Annotated in this window: 17 protein-coding genes; 13 read left to right on the top strand and 4 right to left on the bottom strand. The window is 70.6% G+C overall.

The features are described 5' to 3' along the window. Positions 1-49: 49 nt before the first annotated feature. Positions 50-1807 (bottom strand): ABC transporter substrate-binding protein, encoded by a 1758-nt coding sequence (locus tag ACZ7DL_RS01045; protein WP_470770389.1) that lies wholly within the window; start codon positions 1805-1807, stop codon positions 50-52. A gap of 78 nt (positions 1808-1885) precedes the next feature. Next, the gene (locus tag ACZ7DL_RS01040) at positions 1886-2875 is read right to left on the bottom strand and encodes an ABC transporter permease (protein ID WP_470770388.1); all 990 of its coding nucleotides are present in this window, start codon (positions 2873-2875) and stop codon (positions 1886-1888) included. 509 nt (positions 2876-3384) lie between these two features. Here ACZ7DL_RS01040 and ACZ7DL_RS01035 point away from each other — a divergent pair. Genes ACZ7DL_RS01035 through ACZ7DL_RS01015 form a run of 5 tightly spaced genes read left to right on the top strand, consistent with a single transcriptional unit; the run spans position 3385 to position 8943 of the window. After that, the gene (locus ACZ7DL_RS01035) at positions 3385-5004 is read left to right on the top strand and encodes a peptide ABC transporter substrate-binding protein (protein WP_470770386.1); all 1620 of its coding nucleotides are present in this window, start codon (positions 3385-3387) and stop codon (positions 5002-5004) included. Between the two features lie 6 nt (positions 5005-5010). Further along, positions 5011-5934: an ABC transporter permease gene (locus ACZ7DL_RS01030; protein ID WP_470770384.1), complete on the top strand. Its 924-nt coding sequence runs from the start codon at positions 5011-5013 to the stop codon at positions 5932-5934. Continuing rightward, a complete protein-coding gene (locus ACZ7DL_RS01025) occupies positions 5927-6907 on the top strand; it encodes an ABC transporter permease (RefSeq protein ID WP_470770382.1) in 981 nt (326 codons plus the stop codon). The genes ACZ7DL_RS01030 and ACZ7DL_RS01025 overlap by 8 nt, the downstream gene beginning before the upstream one ends. Positions 6908-6914: 7 nt before the next feature. Further along, positions 6915-7889, top strand: coding sequence for an ABC transporter ATP-binding protein (locus ACZ7DL_RS01020; protein WP_470770380.1), 975 nt, complete (start codon positions 6915-6917; stop codon positions 7887-7889). Beyond that, positions 7882-8943: an ABC transporter ATP-binding protein gene (locus ACZ7DL_RS01015; protein ID WP_470770378.1), complete on the top strand. Its 1062-nt coding sequence runs from the start codon at positions 7882-7884 to the stop codon at positions 8941-8943. Before ACZ7DL_RS01020 ends, ACZ7DL_RS01015 begins: the two co-directional genes overlap by 8 nt. A gap of 140 nt (positions 8944-9083) precedes the next feature. Here the strand turns inward: ACZ7DL_RS01015 and ACZ7DL_RS01010 are convergent, their stop codons facing one another. Then, a complete protein-coding gene (locus ACZ7DL_RS01010) occupies positions 9084-11216 on the bottom strand; it encodes a S9 family peptidase (RefSeq protein WP_470770377.1) in 2133 nt (710 codons plus the stop codon). 172 nt (positions 11217-11388) lie between these two features. On the opposite strand from ACZ7DL_RS01010, the gene ACZ7DL_RS01005 reads away from it, so the two are divergent. The 8 genes from ACZ7DL_RS01005 to ACZ7DL_RS00970 all read left to right on the top strand — a co-directional run bounded on the left by ACZ7DL_RS01005 (position 11389) and on the right by ACZ7DL_RS00970 (position 19080). Further along, complete coding sequence (locus ACZ7DL_RS01005) at positions 11389-11583, top strand: hypothetical protein (protein WP_190013027.1); 195 nt, start codon at positions 11389-11391, stop codon at positions 11581-11583. A gap of 47 nt (positions 11584-11630) precedes the next feature. Then, positions 11631-12485 carry an N-acetyl-1-D-myo-inositol-2-amino-2-deoxy-alpha-D-glucopyranoside deacetylase gene (mshB, locus tag ACZ7DL_RS01000; RefSeq protein ID WP_470770375.1) on the top strand — a complete coding sequence of 285 codons (855 nt, stop codon included), beginning with the start codon at positions 11631-11633 and terminating at the stop codon, positions 12483-12485. Next, complete coding sequence (locus tag ACZ7DL_RS00995; RefSeq protein ID WP_470770374.1) at positions 12482-12898, top strand: DUF6113 family protein; 417 nt, start codon at positions 12482-12484, stop codon at positions 12896-12898. The genes mshB and ACZ7DL_RS00995 overlap by 4 nt, the downstream gene beginning before the upstream one ends. Before the next feature lie 185 nt (positions 12899-13083). After that, a complete protein-coding gene (locus tag ACZ7DL_RS00990) occupies positions 13084-15477 on the top strand; it encodes a hypothetical protein (RefSeq protein WP_470770373.1) in 2394 nt (797 codons plus the stop codon). Positions 15478-15615: 138 nt separating this feature from the next. Continuing rightward, complete coding sequence (locus ACZ7DL_RS00985) at positions 15616-16545, top strand: ABC transporter ATP-binding protein (protein ID WP_470770372.1); 930 nt, start codon at positions 15616-15618, stop codon at positions 16543-16545. Beyond that, positions 16542-17282, top strand: coding sequence for an ABC transporter permease (locus tag ACZ7DL_RS00980; protein WP_470770370.1), 741 nt, complete (start codon positions 16542-16544; stop codon positions 17280-17282). Before ACZ7DL_RS00985 ends, ACZ7DL_RS00980 begins: the two co-directional genes overlap by 4 nt. 5 nt (positions 17283-17287) lie before the next feature. Then, positions 17288-18469 carry a sensor histidine kinase gene (locus ACZ7DL_RS00975; RefSeq protein ID WP_470771171.1) on the top strand — a complete coding sequence of 394 codons (1182 nt, stop codon included), beginning with the start codon at positions 17288-17290 and terminating at the stop codon, positions 18467-18469. Continuing rightward, the gene (locus ACZ7DL_RS00970) at positions 18466-19080 is read left to right on the top strand and encodes a response regulator (RefSeq protein WP_470770368.1); all 615 of its coding nucleotides are present in this window, start codon (positions 18466-18468) and stop codon (positions 19078-19080) included. The genes ACZ7DL_RS00975 and ACZ7DL_RS00970 overlap by 4 nt, the downstream gene beginning before the upstream one ends. 28 nt (positions 19081-19108) lie before the next feature. On the opposite strand, the gene ACZ7DL_RS00965 is transcribed toward ACZ7DL_RS00970, so the two are convergent. Further along, a complete protein-coding gene (locus ACZ7DL_RS00965) occupies positions 19109-19975 on the bottom strand; it encodes a transglutaminase family protein (protein WP_470770367.1) in 867 nt (288 codons plus the stop codon). Positions 19976-19995 lie beyond the last annotated feature (20 nt).

The following is a 19995-nucleotide window of genomic DNA, read 5'->3' as shown; positions in this document are numbered from 1 at the left end:
GCCGGAGGGGGCGGCCAGATCGTGGCCGCCCCCGAGGGTTCGAGCGCGCTTACTTCTTGGCGTACAGCTTGCAGAGCGCGACGCAGGTGTTGGCGCTGTCGTAGATGACGTGGCCGACCTTGGACCCGTACATCCAGTGACGGATCGGGTGGTAGTCCGGCACACAGCCCGCCAGCTCCATGATCTGGCGGTCGATGTCGCCCCAGGCCTTGTTGGCCTTGTCCGGGTCGGTGATCTGCGACGCGGCCGCGATCGCCTTGTTGACGCCGGTGTTGTTCAGCTGCGACCAGTTCTGGCCACCGTCGACGATCTGGCTGCCCTCCCAGCACGGGAAGAACACCGAGTAACCGGCGGGCCAGTCCGGGCTCCAGCCCGCGGCGAACATGTCGTAGCCGTTGTCCAGCTTGCTGATCTGCGTGTAGAAGGTCGACTTGTCGACCTGCTTGTTGACGACCGTGAAGCCGGCGGCCTCCAGCGCGTTCTTGATCGCGACGGCCTGCTTCACCGAGTTGTCCGACTGCTGGTAGGCGATGACCAGCTTCTGGCCGACCTTGCCGGCCTCCTTCAGCAGAGCCTTGGCCTTCTCGGGGTCGCCGCCCGGCTTGGTGGTCTTGCCGTACAGGTCGAACTTCTGGTAGCCGGGGGTCACCGGGCTGAAGATGGTGGTCGCCATCTCGGTGATCGAGGCACCGCCGCGGATGGTCTGGAGCTGCTGGAGCGGCCAGGCGTAGTTGATGGCCTGGCGGACCTTGACGTCCTTGATCCGGGTCGTGTTGATCGGCCAGTAGTAGGTGGCCGTGTCGACCGCGGTGAGGACGCGGTTCTTGAACTTCGCGTTGGTCAGGACCTGGGCGACACGCTCGGCGGCGACCTCGTTGAAGATCGACATCGTGTACTGGTCGTTGCCGCGGTCCGAGATGTAGCGGTCGGTCGACGCCAGGTTCTGGAAGCCGAACTGGAAGACGAACTTGTCCGGGTAGGCGTTGCGGATCGAGTCGGTCTTCGGGTCCCAGTGCTCGTTGCGCACGTAGCTCAGCGACTTGCCGATCTTGCGCTCGCCGATCTTGTACGGGGCGCAGGAGAACGGGCGCTCGTCGTACTTCTCCTTGGTGTCGTGCTTCTTCGACACCAGGGCGTAACCGCGCATGGCGAGGGTGAAGTTGAAGTCACCACGCGCCTCACTGAGGTGGAAGGTGACGGTCTTGCCGGAGATCTCGATGGAGTCGAGGTGCTTGCCGCTGAAGGGGCCCTTGTACTTCTTGCCGCCCTCCAGCCAGTTCTGGACGTAGCGCGGGCCCTCGGTGATGAAGTCGGCGAAGAGGCGCTCGAAGGTGTGGCGGACGTCGTCCATGGTGACGTCCGAGCCGTCCTCCCACTTCAGACCGTCCTTCAGGGTGAAGGACCAGGTCTTGCCGCCGTTCTTCATGGTGCCGGCGTCCGTGGCGAGGTCGCCGACGAGCAGGGCGCCGCCCTTGTCGTCGATCTTGTAGCCGGTCAGACCGCGCAGGATCGGAACGCTGATCGCGGCCTCGGTCGAGGAGTAGATCTGCGCCGGGTCCAGGTGGTCCATGTCGAACTGGTCGAGCGAGTAGATGGTCCCGCCCTTGGTGGCTCCCGGAACCTCCGGCGCCGGACCGGTCGAGTCGGCCTTGGTGCCGACCGCGATCTTGGTCTCCTTGCTGCCGCTGACCTGGGGCACCTTGTCCCCGGAGCCGCTGCCGCTGCCGCTGCTGCAGGCGCTCAGCACGGAGGTCGAGGCCGCCGCCACACCGGTGGCGATCAGGAAGTTTCTACGGGAAAAAGACATGCTGAGCCTGCCTTGTGTCGATCGGAACAGACGGGACCCGCCGGTCGTCGTCGAACCGGGCCGGGGGTGGAACGTGGATTACCGCTTGGACTTCGGGTCGAGCGCGTCGCGCACCGAGTCGCCGAGGAGGTTGAAGGCCAGGACGAAGATCACCATCGCCAGGCCCGGGAAGAGCATGAAGGTGATGTCCTCGGTGTAGAACTGCGCTCCGCGCTGGATCATGACGCCCCAGTCCGGGGTCGGGTCGATCATGCCGACGCCGAGGAAGGCGAGACCCGCCTCCGCGGTCACGTACGCGGGGAGCATCAGCGTGGACTGGATCAGGATCGGAGTCCACAGGTTGGGCAGCAGTTCCTTGAAGACGATGCGCATCGGAGACGCGCCCGTGACCTTGGCCGCCTCGATGAACTCCCGCTCGCGCAGGCCGAGTACCTGGCCGCGCAGCAGACGCGCGATGGACGCCCAGCCGAAGACCGCCAGCACGATGATCAGGGAGACCGCGCGCAGGCTCGTCGGGATGTCCTCGTCAGCGGCGACGAAGAGGCCGAAGACGACCGGCAGGAAGGCGATGATGAAGAGGGTGGACGGGAACGACAGCATGATGTCGATGACCCGGCCGACGAAGTAGTCGACCCTGCCGCCCAGGTAGCCGGCCGTGATGCCGACCAGGACGCCGACGATCGTCGTGAGCAGGGTGGCGGCGAGAGCGATGCCCAGCGAGTTGCGGATCGCGTACAGCAGGAAGGTGAAGACGTCCCGGCCCAGCTGCGGCTCGATGCCGAACCAGAACTCCGAGCTCATGCCGCCGTTGGGGCCCGCGGGGTAGGAGAACGCGTTGAGCAGGCTCGGGTCCTTGCTCGCGTAGGTGGTGTACGGGTCCTTGCCGTACAGCTTCGCGATGAGTGGCGCCGCTATGGCGATCACGAAGAAGAAGATCACGACATAAGCGGATATGACGCCCGTCTTGTCGCGCTTGAAGCGCTTCCAAGCAAGCCGTCCCGGAGAGCGGCCTTCGCTGCCCTTCGAACCGTCCGAAGTGATCGACTTCGACACGGTTTCGTCGGTCACCTCAAGCGGGGCAGCCGCAGATGGAGTTGGGGGGGTCATGGTGCTCCTGGCCCAAGGGAGGGTCTGATGACTCCGCAGGGCGCTCCCCTACGGGCTACGCCGGACTTTTTCAACGCAATTCATTCAAGGTCAATAAATTCTCGGTCGGCTTGGGTTTCTCTTTACCTTCTTTGCCTGTACTTGATCATTCCGTAGCTACGCGGGTAGCCCGCCGTAATCAATCCGTGCTTCACATCGGACCAATTGGGCAAATCGGGCAAGAAGTTCGATATGCGGACGGTGGAGTGTCGAAATGCGTACATCGCCACGTCCCAATCCAACGTTTCAGCATCGTTGCATGAAGATCTATTGCACTCCTCGCTCAAGATCATCAAGGCGGCGGGCGGGTGATGCCTGCAATCGGATGACGTGTCCGCTCAAAGGCCCCCGAATCCGACGGCGTACCTGCGATATCTGAAGTATGAGCTGATATGACCGATATAGGCTTGGTGATCGCGGAGGAGGCAGCCATGCGTGGAACCGCGCGCGTCAGGTGGGCCGTGTGCGCGATCGCCGCCGGACTGCTCGCCACCGCCTGCGGTGGCGGCGCCGGATACGGCGGCGCTGGGGTGCTGACGTCGTCCTGGAGCGAACCGGAGAACCCGCTCGAACCCGCCAACACCAACGACGTGCAGGGCGGCAAGGTCCTCGACATGCTCTTCCGGGGCCTGAAGAGGTACGACCCGAAGACCGCCAAGGCGCAGAACTGGCTCGCCCGGTCCATCGACACCGACGACGCACGGCACTTCACGGTCACGGTGAAGGACGGCTGGACCTTCTCCGACGGAGAGAAGGTGACCGCCCGCTCCTTCGTCGACGCCTGGAACTACGGGGCGAGCCTGCGCCACAACCAGAAGAACGCCTACTTCTTCGGGTACATCGCCGGCTACGACAAGGTCCACCCCGACAGCGGCAGGCAGACCGCGGACACCCTGTCCGGGCTGAGGGTGGTCGACGACCACACCTTCACCGTCACGCTGAGCCAGAAGTTCTCCGGCTTCCCCGACATCCTCGGGTACGCGGCCTTCGCCCCGCTCCCGCGCGCCTTCTTCACCGATCACGCGGCCTGGGTGAAGAAGCCGATCGGCAACGGGCCCTATCTGGTCGACTCCTACGCCAGGGGCTCGGCCATGGCCCTGCGGAAGTGGGACGGCTACCCCGGACCCGACCCGGCCCGGAACGTCGGCGTGACCCTCCTTGTGTACACGGACAACAACACCGCGTACACCGACGTACTGGCCGGCAATCTCGACCTGGTCGACGACGTGCCCTCCACCCAGCTCAAGAACGTCGGGACCGACCTGGACGGCCGCTACATCAACACCCCGGCCGGCATCCTCCAGACCCTGGCCTTCCCGTACTACGACCCGAGGTGGAACACCGGCGGGGCGCGGAAGGTGCGCACGGGCCTGTCCATGGCCATCAACCGCAAGCAGGTCACCGAGACCATCTTCCGTGGCACCCGCACCCCGGCCACCGACTGGACCTCCCCGGTCCTCGGTACGGCCGGCGGCTACCGGCCCGGCCTGTGCGGCCACGCCTGCACTTACGACCCCGGGCAGGCCAAGCGGCTCGTCCGGGAGGGCGGCGGGATCCCCGGCGGCCGGCTGACCATCACCTACAACGCGGACACAGGCTCGCACAAGCAATGGGTGGACGCCGTGTGCAACTCCATCAACAACGCCCTCGACAACGACAAGGCATGCGTCGGCAAGCCGGTCGGCACCTTCGCCGACTTCCGCAACCAGATCACCCGGCACACGATGTCCGGTCCCTTCCGGGCCGGCTGGCAGATGGACTACCCGTTGATCCAGAACTTCCTCCAGCCGCTGTACTACACCGGCGCCTCGTCCAACGACGGCACCTGGTCCAACCGGCAGTTCGACCGGCTCGTCGACCAGGCCAACGCCGAGCCGGACCAGGCCAGGGCCGTCACGCTGTTCCAGCGGGCGGAGGAGGTCGTCCGGGACGACATGGCCGCCATCCCGCTCTGGTACCAGAACGGCAGCGCCGGCTACTCCGAGCGGCTGTCCGGCGTGGCGCTCAACCCCTTCAGCGTCCCCGTCTACAACGAGATCAAGGTCAGCTGAGCCGCCATGGGGCGCTACGTCGTCCGGCGACTGCTCCAGATGATCCCGGTGTTCATCGGGTCCACCCTGCTGATCTTCCTCATGGTCAACGTGATGGGCGACCCCGTCGCGGGCCTGTGCGGGGAGCGGACCTGCGACCCGGCGACCGCCGTCCAGCTGAAGCGGGAGTTCGGCCTGGACCAGCCGCTGTGGCAGCAGTACCTCACCTACATGGGGAACGTCTTCACCGGCGACTTCGGTACGGCGTTCAACGGCCAGCCGGTCACCGAGCTGATGTCCACGGCGTTCCCCGTCACCATCCGGCTCACCGTCGTGGCCCTCCTGTTCGAGATCGTCGTCGGCATCACGCTCGGCGTGCTCACCGGCCTCAGGCGCGGCCGGCCCGTCGACACCACCGTGCTGCTGCTGACCCTGGTGGTGATCTCCGTCCCCACCTTCGTCACCGGCCTGCTGCTCCAGCTGCTCCTGGGCGTCCGGTGGACCTGGATCAAACCGTCCGTCTCCCCGGCCGCCGCCTTCGGCGAGCTGCTCGTGCCCGGCCTGGTCCTCGCCTCCGTCTCGCTCGCCTACGTCACCCGGCTCACCCGTACCTCCATCGCGGAGAACAAGCGGTCCGACTACGTCCGCACGGCCGTCGCCAAGGGCCTGCCCCGGCGCCGGGTCATCACCCGGCACCTGCTGCGCACCTCCCTGATCCCCGTGGTCACCTTCATCGGCACCGACATCGGCGCGCTGATGGGCGGCGCGATCGTCACCGAGCGGATCTTCAACATCCACGGCGTCGGCTACCAGCTCTACCAGGGCATCCTGCGCCAGAACACCCAGACGGTCGTCGGCTTCGTGACCGTGCTCGTCCTCGTCTTCCTGGTCGCCAACCTCCTCGTCGACCTCCTGTACGCCGTACTCGACCCGAGGATCCGCTATGCCTGAGCAGCCGTACGAGCCCGAGCGCGCGATCGCCGGCACCGGCATGGGCGGCGCGATGGACCTCGGCGCGAGCGAGGCGGCCACGCTGGAGCCGGTGCCGGCCGGACCGGAGGGCACCGGGCCGGCCGGCAGACCCCGCTCCCTGTGGTCCGACGCCTGGCGGGACCTGCGCCGCAATCCGGTCTTCCTCCTCTCCGCCCTGGTCATCCTGTTCCTGATCGTGATCTCCCTGTGGCCCTCGGCGATCGCCTCCGGCAGCCCCCTGAAGTGCGACCTCGCCAGGGCTCAGGACGGCGCCCGGCCCGGCCATCCCTTCGGCTACGACGGACAGGGCTGCGACGTCTACACGCGCACCGTCTACGGCGCCCGTACGTCCGTCACGGTCGGCCTGTGCGCCACGCTCGGGGTGGCCCTGCTCGGGTCGGTGCTCGGCGGGCTCGCGGGCTATTTCGGCGGCGCCTGGGACGGGGTGCTGTCCCGTGTCACCGACATCTTCTTCGCCGTCCCGGTCGTCCTCGGCGGACTCGTCCTCCTCTCCGTGGTGACGAGTAATACGGTCTGGCCGGTCATCGGGTTCATGGTGCTGCTCGGCTGGCCGCAGATCTCCCGGATCGCGCGCGGCTCGGTCATCACCGTCAAGCAGAACGACTACGTCCAGGCGGCCCGCGCCCTCGGCGCCTCCGACGCCCGCATCCTGCTCCGGCACATCGCGCCCAACGCCGTGGCCCCGGTCATCGTCGTCGCGACCATCGCACTCGGCACCTACATCGCCCTGGAGGCGACCCTGTCCTACCTCGGCGTCGGCCTCAAACCGCCGAGCGTCTCCTGGGGCATCGACATCTCCGCCGCCTCGCCCTACGTCCGCAACGCCCCGCACGCCCTGCTGTGGCCCTCGGGCGCCCTCGCCCTCACGGTGCTGGCCTTCATCATGCTCGGCGACGCGGTCCGCGACGCCCTCGACCCGAAGCTGAGGTGACGGTGCCGTGCTGCTCGAAGTGCGCGACCTGCATGTGGAGTTCCGGACCCGGGACGGGATCGCCCACGCGGTCAACGGGGTGAGCTACGGCGTGGACGCGGCGCAGACGCTGGCCGTGCTCGGCGAGTCCGGCTCGGGCAAGTCCGTCACCGCACAGGCCGTGATGGGGATCCTGGACATGCCGCCGGGGCGGATCACCGGCGGGGAGATCCTGTTCCAAGGGCGGGATGTGCTGCGGCTGAAGGGGGAGGAGCGGCGCAGGATCCGGGGCGCCGGGATGGCGATGATCTTCCAGGACGCGCTGTCGGCCCTCAACCCGGTGCTCTCCGTGGGGGACCAGCTCGGCGAGATGTTCGTCGTGCACCGCGGGATGTCGAGGAAGGACGCGCGGGCGAGGGCCGTGGAGCTGATGGACCGGGTGCGCATCCCGGCCGCGGCCCAGCGGGTGCGGGACCATCCGCACCAGTTCTCCGGCGGTATGCGCCAGCGCATCATGATCGCCATGGCGCTGGCCCTGGAACCGGCCCTCGTCATCGCCGACGAGCCGACCACCGCCCTGGACGTCACGGTCCAGGCCCAGGTGATGGACCTGCTCGCCGAGCTTCGGCGCGAGTACCGCATGGGCCTCATCCTCATCACCCACGACCTGGGCGTCGTCGCGGACGTCGCCGACCGGATCGCGGTGATGTACGCCGGGAGGATCGTCGAGTCGGCGCCCGTGCACGACCTCTACAAGGCACCCGCCCACCCTTACACCAAGGGCCTGCTGGAGTCGATCCCGCGGCTCGACCGCAAGGGCCGGGAGCTCCGCGCCATCAAGGGGCTGCCGCCCAGCCTCATGAACATCCCTCCGGGGTGCGCCTTCCACCCGCGCTGCCCCATGGCCCGGGACGTGTGCCGCACCGAGGTGCCGCCGCTGTACGAGGTGGATCAACACCGGGGCAGTGCCTGCCACTTCTGGAGGGAGTGCCTCAATGGTTGAGCGGATCCTGGAAGTGAGCGGACTGGTCAAGCACTACCCGTTGACGCGGGGCGTTCTGTTCAGGAAACAGGTCGGTTCCGTCAAGGCCGTCGACGGCGTCGACATCACGCTGGACCGGGGAGAGACCCTCGGCATCGTCGGGGAGTCCGGCTGCGGCAAATCAACCGTTGCCAGGATGCTGGTCCATCTGGAGCGGCCGACGGCAGGGTTGATCAAGTACAAGGGCGAGGACATCACGAAGCTTTCCGGCAAGGCACTCAAGGCCGTACGCCGGAACATCCAGATGGTCTTCCAGGACCCGTACACCTCCCTCAACCCCCGGATGACGGTGGGCGACATCGTGGGGGAGCCGTACGACATCCACCCCGAGGTGGCCCCCAGGGGCGACCGGCGCCGCCGGGTGCGGGAGCTGCTGGACGTGGTCGGCCTCAACCCCGAGTACATCAACCGCTATCCGCACCAGTTCTCCGGCGGCCAGCGCCAGCGCATCGGCATCGCCCGGGGGCTGGCGCTGCGCCCCGACATCATCGTCGCCGACGAGCCGGTGTCCGCGCTGGACGTCTCCGTCCAGGCCCAGGTGATCAACCTGCTGGACCGGCTCCAGGCGGAGTTCGCGCTGTCGTACGTCTTCATCGCGCACGACCTGTCGATCGTCCGGCACATCTCGGACCGGGTCGGGGTCATGTACCTGGGCCGGATCGTGGAGACCGGGCGCGACGCCGAGATCTACGACCACCCGACCCACCCCTACACCCAGGCCCTGCTCTCCGCCGTCCCCGTGCCCGACCCCGAGGCCCGGGAGCAGCGGGAGCGGATCATCCTCACCGGTGACGTGCCCTCGCCGACGGACATCCCCTCCGGCTGCCGCTTCCGCACCCGCTGCTGGAAGGCGCAGGAGCGGTGCGCCAGGGAAGTGCCGGCCCTGGCGGTCCCCGCCGCCTTCCGGGACACGTCCGGCCCGGCGGCCCACCCCTCGGCGTGCCACTTCGCGGCGGAGGCCGTATCGATCAGGCGCTCCGCGCCGGGGGGCGTGCCGCCCGAGGAGCCCCGCTGAGCCGTCCGGAACGGCAACGGGCCGGGGTCACATGGCGTACCCCGGCCCGTTCACGGCACCCGCACGGCCGTACGCTGATCAGCCTCCCGTGTTCGTATATCGGTGCCGCTTCCGTGAAGTTGCCTGTGTGTAAACGGGGTTCAGGGGCGGGGGCCGGGCTGCGGCAGGGAGCGCCGGAGGAAGTCCAGCTGGAGGCGGAGCAGGTTCTCCGCGACCGTCTCCTGCGGGGTCATGTGGGTCACCCCGGACAGCGGGAGCACCTCGTGCGGGCGGCCGGCGGCCAGCAGGGCGGAGGAGAGGCGCAGGGAGTGGGCGACGACGACGTTGTCGTCCGCCAGCCCGTGGATGATCATCATCGGACGGTGCGGCTCGGCCGGGTCGACCAGACCGGCGTCGTCGAGCAGCGAGTTGCGGCGGTAGACCTCCGGCTGCTCGTTCGGGTCGCCGAGATAGCGCTCCTGGTAGTGGGTGTCGTACAGCCGCAGATCGGTGACGGGCGCGCCGACCACCGCCGCGTGGAAGACGTCCGGGCGGCGCAGCACCGCGAGTGCCGCGAGATAGCCGCCGAAGGACCAGCCCCGGATCGCCACCCGGCCCAGGTCCAGCGGGTACCGCTCGGCGAGCGCGTGCAGCGCGTCGACCTGGTCCTGGAGGACGACGGCCGCCACGTCGTCCCGGATCTCCTTCTCCCAGGCCGGCGAGCGGCCCGGGGTGCCCCGGCCGTCGGCGACGAGGACCGCGAAGCCCTGGTCGGCGAACCACTGGGGGGTGAGGTACGCGTTGTGCGCGGCGACCACCCGTCGGCTGTGCGGACCGCCGTAGGGGTCCAGGAGAACCGGCAGGGGAGTGTCACCGTGGTAGTCCCGTGGCATAAGCACGGCGCACGGAATTCGGCGTGCGCCCCCCTCGGTGAGGGTCACCCGCGGGGACAAACCGGGATCCTCGGCATAAGACCGGATAGTGGCCGCCGGTTTTCCGTCACACAGCACCTGGGCCCGGGCGCCCGGCCGGTCCAGTGCGGCGGACACCAGGACGGTCACGCCCCCGGCGCGCACCGCCATGTGTACCCCGGGCTCCTGCGACAGTCGCTCCACGCCCAGCTCGTTCACCCGGTACACATGGACTTCGCCGATTTCCGGTGTCTGAGCCTCCTCTCCCGCGGAGGCGGAAACCAATACGTCGTCCGCGCCCACGTCCAGGACCGCGTGGATGTGCAACTGACCGCTGGTCAAGGGCCTTTCGCCGACCGCCAGAACGCGTGCGCCGCCCTCGTCCGCGATCCGGACAAGCTGCCCGGACGGGCTCCAGCAGGGCACACCGGCGAACAGTTCCAGCCAACTTCGATCTTCATCGGCGTGCACCATCCGCGTGGCCCCCGTGTCCGGGTCCACCGCCAGGAACAGCTGGCTGCGCTGATCCCGCGCCTGCACGAGCAGCAGCGGCGCACCCGCCTCTGACCAGTGCGCACGCGCCAGATACGGATAGCGCGTGCGGTCCCAGACAACCTCCGTGCGGGCCCCGTCCAGCCCGCACACGAACAGCCGTACGTCTGCGTTCGGCGTGCCCGCCGCCGGGTACCGGATGTTGAGTGGCTCACGCTCCGGATGGGCCGGATCCGCGATCCACCACCGCCGTACCGGCGTGTCGTCCACGCGCGCCACGAGCAGCCGGTCCGAGTCCGGCGCCCACCAGAACCCCCGCGAACGCGCCATCTCCTCGGCCGCGACGAACTCCGCGAGGCCGTAACTCACGTCCGCCGACTCCGGCTCCACCAGTGCCCGGTCGCCGTCCCCCTCGGCGCCCACCACCCGCAGCGCACCCCGGGCGACATATGCGACGTGCCGCCCGTCGGGGGACGGACGCGGGTCGATCACCGGTCCCGGAACGGGGAGTTCACGCGCCGTACCCGCTCGTAGCTCCGCCGTGAAAAGCCGCCCTGACAAGGCGAAAGACGCCAACTCCACGGCGCCGTCGGTGGCATAGCCGACGATGCCGGCCCCGCCCTCCCGGCTGCGCTCCCGGCGTGCCCGCTCCTCGGCCGAGAGCTCTTCCGAGGCGCCCCGGAGGAGCACCCGCGGGTCGGCCGCCAGACGCTCCACGCCCTCCGGCAGATCAAGCACCCACAGGGAGTTGGCCCGGTCGGTGCCGGAGCCGGAACGCAGAAACGCGACACGCGTGCCGTCGGGCGCCACGCTGAACGCACGCGGCGCGCCGAGCGTGAACCGCTGGGTCCGGGCGTGCCGACGGGGGAAGGAGTCTGCCTCGGTCGTCATACCCCGACCATATTGGCCATGCGCCCCCTTGTGCGGCCGTGCGCCGAGCGATGCGCGAGTACGGATAGTTATGATCACTACCGCTGTGTGGGTATGAACCTGCTGGCATCTGCATGGATTTGCTCTACTGATCTAGAACCCGCGTCCCTGGGATCTTTGGAGGTGAGCCGCCGTGGCACTCTCGATTTCGGCGGTGGTGCTGCTGGCGATCATCGTCTTCCTGCTGGTCAAGAAGTCAGGACTGAAGGGCGGACATGCGGTCGTCTGCATCCTGCTCGGCTTCTATCTCGCCTCCTCGACCGTCGCTCCCACGATCAACGAGCTGACGACCAACGTCGCGAGCATGATCGGCAGCATCAAGTTCTGACGGCAGCCGTCCCGGGGACGGGCGTGGGAACCTCGTAGGGTGGTCCCATGACGGAACCTGCCGCTCGGCGTCTGCTCCTGGTGCACGCGCACCCGGACGACGAGTCGATCAACAACGGCGCGACCATGGCCAAGTACGCGGCCGAGGGTGCCCATGTGACCCTGGTCACCTGCACCCTGGGCGAGCGGGGCGAGGTCATCCCGCCGGAGCTGCGGCATCTGACGGGTCCCGCGCTGGGTACGCACCGGCGCGGCGAGCTGGGCGCGGCCGCGAGCGCGCTCGGGGTCACGGACGTCCGGCTGCTCGGCGGCGCCGGTCGTTACGGCGACTCCGGGATGATGGGCCTCGCCGACAACGACGACCCCGGCTGCTTCTGGCAGGCCGACCCGGGCGAGGCCGCCGGCCACCTCATCGAGGTGATCCTGGAGGTCCGGCCGCAGGTCCTCGTCACCTACGACGACAAAGGCGGCTACGGGCACCCCGACCACATCCAGGCCCACCGCGTCGCCATGCGCGCGGTCGACATGGCGGCCGAGCGGGGCCACCGGATCGACAAGGTGTACTGGAACCGCATCCCGCGCTCCGTCGCCGAGGCCGCCTTCGCCCGCATCCAGGACGAGCTGCCCGCACTGCCGTTCGAGAAGAGTGCGGCCGTGGACGACCTGCCCGGCGTGGTGGCCGACGAGCGGATCACCACCGCGATCGACGGCACCGCGCACGCCGCCGCCAAGGCCGCCGCGATGCGCGCCCACGCCACCCAGATCGAGGTGGCCGAGCCGTACTTCGCGCTCTCCAACGCACTCGCCCAGCCGCTGTTCACCACCGAGTACTACGAGTTGGTGCGCGGGACGGGACAGGGCGGGGAGACCGACCTGTTCGCCGGCGTCGAGGAGGCGTCATGAGCAACGGTGGACCGGGCTCGATGCTCACCCAGCCGCTGCGCCCGCCGTCCGCCGGACGGGCCGTCGCCCACATCGGCCTGTTCCTGCTCGGCGCGGTCCTAAGCCTCGCCGGCGCTCTGGTGCAGGCGGCCTGGTTCCCCGGCGGGCTGCTGCTCGCCCTCGCGGGCGCCGTCGGGCTCTTCCTCGGCGGGGCGTACGCCACCAGGAGCCGCAGCGGGGCGGTCGCGCCGGCGGCGGGCTGGATCGTCACCGTCATCCTGCTCACCACCTCGCGCCCGGAAGGCGACTTCCTGTTCGGCGCGGGCGGCGGCTCCTATCTCTTCCTGCTCGGCGGCATGGCCCTCGCTGTGATCTGTGCCACCGTTGGCGCCGGACGGCAACCCGACGGCGGCTCCGCCCGACTTGCCAAGTGACGTACCACTTCGCCGTGCGGCGCACGTGCGAGTCCCGTGTGGGTTTACTCAGCGGTCAGGGGATACACGCCAGAAGTGGCCAGTATGGTGGTGCGCGCCGCCGAGCCTCCCCCAAGCTCTTCGAGCAGGGGGGACCCCCAACGTGAGGTCGTAACGGGCGGTGGAGCCAACTGGGAGAACCTGCCTTGAGTCGTGAAACTGACACTCCGTCCTCCGGGCCCAACGGGCGCGGAGCCGCGTACCCCTCCGGCACGCCGCCGTACGGGACCCCTTTGGCTTCCGACGAGGGCCTGGACGCGGGCCGTTCGGGCACGCGCCCGGAGGAGAAGAAGACCGAGACGACGCTGACGACCCGGATCCGGATCAACATCCCCGGTTCCCGGCCCATCCCGCCGGTCGTCGTGCGCACGCCCGTCGGGGACGGCGAGGCCGCCGCGGACGAGGCGCCCGCCGCCGAGCCGCGGCCCGCGGCCGACGGTCCGGCCGCCGGCCCCGCCGAGGCCCCGGCCGACCCGGCGTCCCAGGCGGAGGAGAAGACCAGCGACTGGTTCGCGCCCCGCAAGTCCGCCGCCCCCAAGGGCGGTCCGGGCGGCGGCGGCACGAACGGGGCGGGGATCCCGGGCGGTTCCGCCGCGGCGGGCCCCCGCACCGGCGCTCCGGCACCGTCCGGCAAGGCCGGCGCCCCCGGCGCCCGCCCCGGCGGCGGCCGTCCCGGCGGTGTGGTCGGCTCCATGAGCGTGCCGGGCGGCCCCCGCTCCGGCGGTTCGAACGGCAAGGGCCTGCCCGGCGCCACCGGCGGCCCCGTCGCCCCGGGACACGGCGGCGGCACCGGCTCCTTCGACGTGACCGAGGCGCTGACCGCGGGCCCGCTGGGCGGCGGCTCCCGGCCCGGCTCCGCCGGCTCCGCCGAGCCCCGCCGGGACGATCTGCCGTACTTCGCGGAGAACGGCGCGGGGAACGGCATGGGCAACGGCGCGGGGAACGGCCGGGGGAGCCTCTCGGAGCCCTTCGCGGAGAACGGCGGCCGGGGCGGCTTCGACGCCGGTACGGCCGGCACGAACGGTCACGACGGCTTCGGCGGCCCCGCGGGCGGTGCCCACGGCCACGGCGGCGCCAGCGGCTTCAGCGGCCCCGGCGGCCCCGGTGGTCCCGGCGGCCCGCAGGGCCCGGCCGGCCCCACCAGTGGCCCGGTCACCGGCGACGGCCCCCTCGTCCCGCCGGCCGCCGGCGGCCTCGGCACGGCGCCGGGCGAGCCCTTCGCCGGCCCCGCGGGCGCCGGCTTCGGCGGCCAGGGCACCCCGCCCGCGCGCAGCGCCCTCGCCGACCTCGCCGACCTGGACGGCCCCGGTGTCCCCGGCGGCCCGGGTGCCGCCCCCGGCAACGGCCCCGCGGGCCACGGCCCCGGTGGCGGGCTCAGCGACGACACCGCGATCCTCACCCCGCAGAAGCCGGCCCCGGAGCCGGGCACGCCCGGCTACCGCTCCCCGGCCGCCGACAACGTCTCCGGACACACCGTCACCAGCGGCATCCCGGTCGTCCCCGACGCGGGCACGTCCCCCTTCGGCAGCCACCCCGGCGGCCCGGCGGCGCCCAAGCCCGAGCCGGCCGCGCCCAAGGCGGCGGCCAAGCCGAAGAAGAAGGGCCGCAGCAAGCTGATGCTGCTCGGCGTCGGCGTGATCGTCGTCGCAGGCGGTGCCTACGGCGCCGGCCTGCTGATGAACCACACCGACGTGCCCAAGGGCACCACCGTGCTCGGCGTCGACATCGGCGGCGGCACCCGCGACGACGCCGTCAAGAAGCTGGACGACGCCTTCGGCAGCCGGGTGAACAAGCCGCTGAAGCTGGCCGTGGGCGGCAAGACGGTCACCCTTACGCCGGAGAACGCGGGCCTCCAGTTCGACTACCAGGCCACGGTGAGCGAGGCCGCGAAGAGCGACTACAACCCGGTGCACGTCGTCGGCTCCCTCTTCGGGCAGAAGCGTGTGGTCGAGCCGGTCATGCCGGTGGACGAGGAGAAGCTCCAGGCCGCCCTCCAGCAGGCCGGCGGCGGCTCGGGCTCGGTCACGGACGGCACCATCAAGTTCCAGTCCGGCAAGGCCGTGGCCGTCTACGGCAAGGCGGGCAAGGCCATCGACGCCGGCGGGTCCACCCAGGCGGTCGAACAGGCGTACCGCACGCTGGTGGAGTCGGGCAGCGCGACCCCGGTCGCCGTGCCCGCCACCACCAAGCAGCCGACGGTCTCCGACGCCGAGGTCGACCGGATGATGAAGGACTTCGCGAAGCCCGCGATGTCCGGCCTGGTCCGGGTGCAGACCGACCCGGCGCACAGCATCCCGTTCGGCCCGGTCTCGCTGCCGAAGATCATCGGCTTCAAGGCCATCGACGGAAAGCTCGTGGACACCTACGACCTCAACGCGCTCAAGGCGGCCTACGGCAGCACCTTCGACGGCGTGCAGATCCAGACCGCGACCGGGAAGCGCGGCGTCCTGCCGCAGGACGTCGTCGCCGCGCTGCGCAAGGCCCTGCGGGGCAAGACCGCGGCCGAGCGGGTGGGCGTCATCGAGACGAACCCGAGTTAGCCGGCCGTTCCAGGGGGCGCCTCGCCCAGGGGGCGCCCCCTCGCCGCGTCCGTCACGAGATCCGCGTGACATCTGTCATCCGGCACTCGGGACCGCCGACACTGCCGGGTCCACGGCCCTCCCGGCCAGCATGGACGCATGACGACGACAGCGGCACCGGCCACCACCACCCCGGTGGTCGGGTTCGACCAGGTGACCAAGACATACGGGAGCGTGCGGGCCGTCGACGGCCTCTCGCTCCGGCTGTACCCGGGCGAGACCGTCGCCCTCCTCGGCCCGAACGGGGCCGGCAAGTCCACCACCCTGGACCTGCTCCTCGGGCTCAAGCACGCCGACAGCGGCTCGGTGCGGCTGTTCGGCACCAGCCCGCGCGAGGCCATCGTCGCCGGCCGGGTCGGCGCCATGCTGCAGAGCGGCGGGCTGATGGACGAGGTCACCGTCGCCGAACTGGTGAAACTGGCCTGCTCGCTGCACCCGAAGCCGTACCGGGCGGCCGACGTGATCGCCCGGGCGGGCATCGCGCAGATCGCCGACCGCAAGGTCAACAAGCTCTCCGGCGGCCAGGCCCAGCGCGTCCGCTTCGCCCTCGCCACCGCCGGCGACAGCGACCTGATCGTCCTGGACGAGCCGACCACCGGCATGGACGTCTCCACCCGCCAGGCATTCTGGGCCACCATGCGCGAACAGGCCGACCAGGGCCGTACGGTCCTGTTCGCCACCCACTACCTGGAAGAGGCCGACGCCATCGCCGACCGGGTCCTGGTGCTGCACCGGGGCCGGCTCCTGGCCGACGGCACCGCCGCCGAGATCAAGGCCAAGGCCGGCGCCCGCCGGGTCTCCTTCGACCTGGAGGGGGAGATCGACGAGACGGCCCTGCGCGGCCTGCCCTTCCTCACCTCGCTCGACGTGTCCGGCCAGACCGTCCGCATCCAGTCCTCCGACGCCGACGCCACCGTCCACGCCCTGTACGGCCTCGGCGTCTACCCCCGCAACCTCGAAGTCGCCGGCCTCGGCCTGGAGCAGGCCTTCGTCGCCATCACCGAGGCCGAGGAGGCCAAGCAGTCGTGAACGCCCTGATCAAGCTCGAACTCGCCCGCGCCCTGCGCAACAAGAAGTTCCTGTTCTTCTCGGTGCTCTATCCCGCGATCCTGTTCCTGATCTTCTCCAGCAGCTCCGGCGCGGACGAGAAGGTCGACGGCAGCCGCCTGACTGTCGCCACCTACCTGATGGTCTCCATGGCCTCCTTCGGCGCCCTGACCGCCGTCCTGATGGGCAACAGCGAGCGCATCGCCAAGGAGCGCGAGAACGGCTGGGTACGGCAGCTGCGGCTGACCGCGCTGCCCGGGCGCGGCTACGTCCTCGCCAAGACCGCCGGCGCCGCCGTGGTGAGCCTGCCGTCGATCATCGTGGTGTTCCTCGCCGCCGCCGCGATCGAGCACGTCCACCTGGACGCCTGGCAGTGGCTCGCCCTCACCGGGGCCATCTGGGCCGGCAGCCTCGTCTTCGCCGCGCTCGGCGTCGCCATCGGGTACCTCGCCTCCGGGGACGCGGTCCGGCCCATCACGATGATCATCTACTTCGGTCTGTCGATCCTCGGCGGCCTGTGGATGCCGTCCACCACCTTCCCGCAGATCCTGCAGGACATCGCCAAGTGGCTGCCCACCCACGCGTACGCTGCCGTGGGACGAGCGATCGAGCAGAGCCAGGCCCCGAGCGCGACGGACGTCGCCGTCCTCGCCGCCTACTTCGTCCTCTTCGCGGGCGGCGCGGCCTGGCTGTACCGGAAGGACACGCTGAAGGCGTGAGCGCGATGACGGAAGACCGGCACGGAATGCCGAACCGCACGCCCGTGGGCTGGCCGCCCCGCAACCGGCGTGAGCTGCTGGTGAAGACGCTGTGGATCGGGGTCTGGCTGGTCTTCCTCAGCTCGCCGGTCGAGGACCTGGTCGACGGGGGACACACCACCGGGGCCACCGTGGCCGGCGCACTCGGCCTCACCGTCTTCGTCGGGGTCTATCTGACGCTGGTGTTCCGCAACATCGGCCGGCCGTTCTCCCCGCGCGTCGTACTCACGCTGGGCGGCATCCTCGGTGTCCTCGCCCCCGTGCTCGCGTTCACCCTCGGCAGGGCCTGGCTGGGCCTGTTCGTCTACCTGTCGGTCGCCTGGGGGGCCACCCTGCCGCTGCGCGCGGCCTACTGGGCCATCCCGGCCTCCGCCGTGGCGATGTACCTGATCGGCCTGCGCTCCGACGAGCACGAGGCGCGGGGCCTGGTCCTGCTGGTCCTGCTCATCGGATTCGCGATGACCGGCGTCGGCCAACTCGTGCGGACCACCATCGAGTTGCGCAAGGCGCGGGCCACCGTAGCCCAGCTCGCCGCCAATGAGGAGCGGCTCCGGCTCGCCCGCGACCTGCACGACCTGCTCGGCCACTCGCTGTCGCTGATCACGCTGAAGAGCGAGCTGGCCGGCCGGATGCTGCCCGGCCACCCCGACAAGGCGGCCCAGCAGGTCGCCGACATCGAACAGGTCAGCCGGCAGGCCCTGGTCGACGTCCGGGAGGCCGTCACCGGCTACCGGCGGCCCCGGCTCGCCGCCGAACTCGCCGGCACCCAGGTCGCCCTGACCGCCGCTGGGGTCACCGCCGAGGTGCCCGCCGAACCCGAGCTCACCGGCGTGCCCGAGGAAGCCGAGGCCGCGCTCGCGTGGGCGCTGCGCGAGGCGGTCACCAACGTGGTCCGGCACAGCGGCGCCGACCGGTGCGTCGTACAGCTGCTGCACCGTCAGACCCTCGACGGGCCGGTGCTCGAACTCTCCGTCGAGGACAACGGATCCGGCGGCTCGGGCGCGGCCCCCGGCAACGGACTGACCGGTCTGACCGAACGGCTGGAGAAGGCCGGAGGCACCCTGGAGGCGGGCCGGGTCAAGCACGGTTTCCGGCTCGTCGCCCGCGTGCCCACGGCCCCCGGGGCCGACGTAGGATCCGGGGCATGACGAGCACGATCAAGGTCCTGCTGGCCGAGGACCAGTCGATGGTCCGCGAGGCGCTGGCCGCGCTGCTCGGCCTGGAGGACGACATCGAGGTCGTCGCCCAGGTCGCGCGCGGCGACGAGGTCCTCGCGGCCGTCGCCGCGCACGGCGTGGACGTCGCGCTGCTCGACATCGAGATGCCCGGCTGCACCGGCATCGAGGCGGCCGCCCGGGTGCACCGGGAGCACCCGCGGGTCAAGCTGGTCGTCCTCACCACCTTCGGCCGGCCCGGCTATCTGCGCAGCGCCATGGAGGCGGGCGCCGACGCCTTCCTCGTCAAGGACGCCCCGGCCGCCCAGCTCGCCGAGGCGATCCGCAAGGTGCTGGCCGGCGAGCGGGTCATCGACCCCACCCTGGCCGCCGCCGCGCTCGCCGAGGGCGCGAACCCGCTCACCGAGCGCGAACGGGAGGTGCTCCGCGCGGCGGCCGACGGCTCCACCAACGCCGAACTCGCCCAGGTGCTCCACCTCTCCCAGGGCACGGTCCGCAACTACCTGTCGACAGCCATCCAGAAGCTGGCGGTACGCAACAGGGCGGAGGCGGTGCGGACCGCCCGGGAGAAGGGGTGGCTCTGAACCCCCCTGCCGGTGCGGGGCGCGGGGATCAGTTGAGCTTCGCCCGCGCCGTCCCCGCCTCCTGCCGGACCTTCCGCGCGGCGGACTCGTCCACCACCTCGATCAGGTCGGCGTAGTACTCCAGCTCCTCGGCGCCCGCGACGAACTGCCCGCGCTGCACCAGCAGTTGCCCGCGCTCATAGCGCAGTCGCGCCGGATGCGAGGGGATGAGCAGGGCCAGCTCCACCGCGCGCAGGGCCACGTCCGACCGCTCCGGCCGCGCGGTGGCCCACGCCCGGATGTTGTTCAGGACGCGCTGCACGACCTCCAAAGGCGCCGCCGGCTCCAGCATCGCGGGATCCAGCGGGGTGCCCGTGGCGCCCGCCACCAGCAGCTCGGCGTCCGTCCCGGTCAGTACCCGGCCCCCCTCGAAGGGATCGGCCAGCACCTGCTCCGCCGCCGCCCCGAAGCCGACCACGAAGTGCCCCGGCAGCGCGACCCCGTACACCGGAGCCCCCGCCCGGCGCGCGACCTCCAGCCACACCACCGACAGCAGGATCGGCAGCCCGCGCCGCCGCCGCAGCACCTCGTGCAGCAGGGAGGACTCCAGCCGCTGGTAGTCGCCCGGCGTTCCGTGGAACTCGTAGCGGCCGCCGAGCAGCCGTCGTACCGCCTCCGCCCACGCGTGCGGCCCGCCCGGTCGGTACGGCAGCTCGCCCGCCAGCCGGTCCAGCTCCGCCTGCGCGGCGTCGAGGCCGGCCTCGTCCAGCGAGCCGTCCGTCTCCGCGCCGATCAGCAGGCACAGCGCGGACAGGTCCGGCCGCTCGGACCGGGCCTCCTCGGCGAACCGCCGCCGCAGCTCGGCGGAGCGTTCCGGCGGGGGCGGATACGGGGGCGGGAGATACGGATGACGCATGGCAGGCTCATGCCCTTCCA

This window comes from Streptomyces sp. NPDC036984, assembly GCF_055607665.1.
This window is presented reverse-complemented; position numbering and strand designations above follow the sequence as displayed.

Coding starts and splice junctions, on each gene's coding strand:
- ACZ7DL_RS01045 (WP_470770389.1), bottom strand. CDS start 1,807: ATGTCTTTTTCCCGTAGAAACTTCCTGATCGCCACCGGTGTGGCGGCG.
- ACZ7DL_RS01035 (WP_470770386.1), top strand. CDS start 3,385: ATGCGTGGAACCGCGCGCGTCAGGTGGGCCGTGTGCGCGATCGCCGCC.
- ACZ7DL_RS01030 (WP_470770384.1), top strand. CDS start 5,011: ATGGGGCGCTACGTCGTCCGGCGACTGCTCCAGATGATCCCGGTGTTC.
- ACZ7DL_RS01025 (WP_470770382.1), top strand. CDS start 5,927: ATGCCTGAGCAGCCGTACGAGCCCGAGCGCGCGATCGCCGGCACCGGC.
- ACZ7DL_RS01015 (WP_470770378.1), top strand. CDS start 7,882: ATGGTTGAGCGGATCCTGGAAGTGAGCGGACTGGTCAAGCACTACCCG.
- ACZ7DL_RS01010 (WP_470770377.1), bottom strand. CDS start 11,216: ATGACGACCGAGGCAGACTCCTTCCCCCGTCGGCACGCCCGGACCCAG.
- mshB (WP_470770375.1), top strand. CDS start 11,631: ATGACGGAACCTGCCGCTCGGCGTCTGCTCCTGGTGCACGCGCACCCG.
- ACZ7DL_RS00995 (WP_470770374.1), top strand. CDS start 12,482: ATGAGCAACGGTGGACCGGGCTCGATGCTCACCCAGCCGCTGCGCCCG.
- ACZ7DL_RS00985 (WP_470770372.1), top strand. CDS start 15,616: ATGACGACGACAGCGGCACCGGCCACCACCACCCCGGTGGTCGGGTTC.
- ACZ7DL_RS00975 (WP_470771171.1), top strand. CDS start 17,288: ATGACGGAAGACCGGCACGGAATGCCGAACCGCACGCCCGTGGGCTGG.
- ACZ7DL_RS00970 (WP_470770368.1), top strand. CDS start 18,466: ATGACGAGCACGATCAAGGTCCTGCTGGCCGAGGACCAGTCGATGGTC.
- ACZ7DL_RS00965 (WP_470770367.1), bottom strand. CDS start 19,975: ATGCGTCATCCGTATCTCCCGCCCCCGTATCCGCCCCCGCCGGAACGC.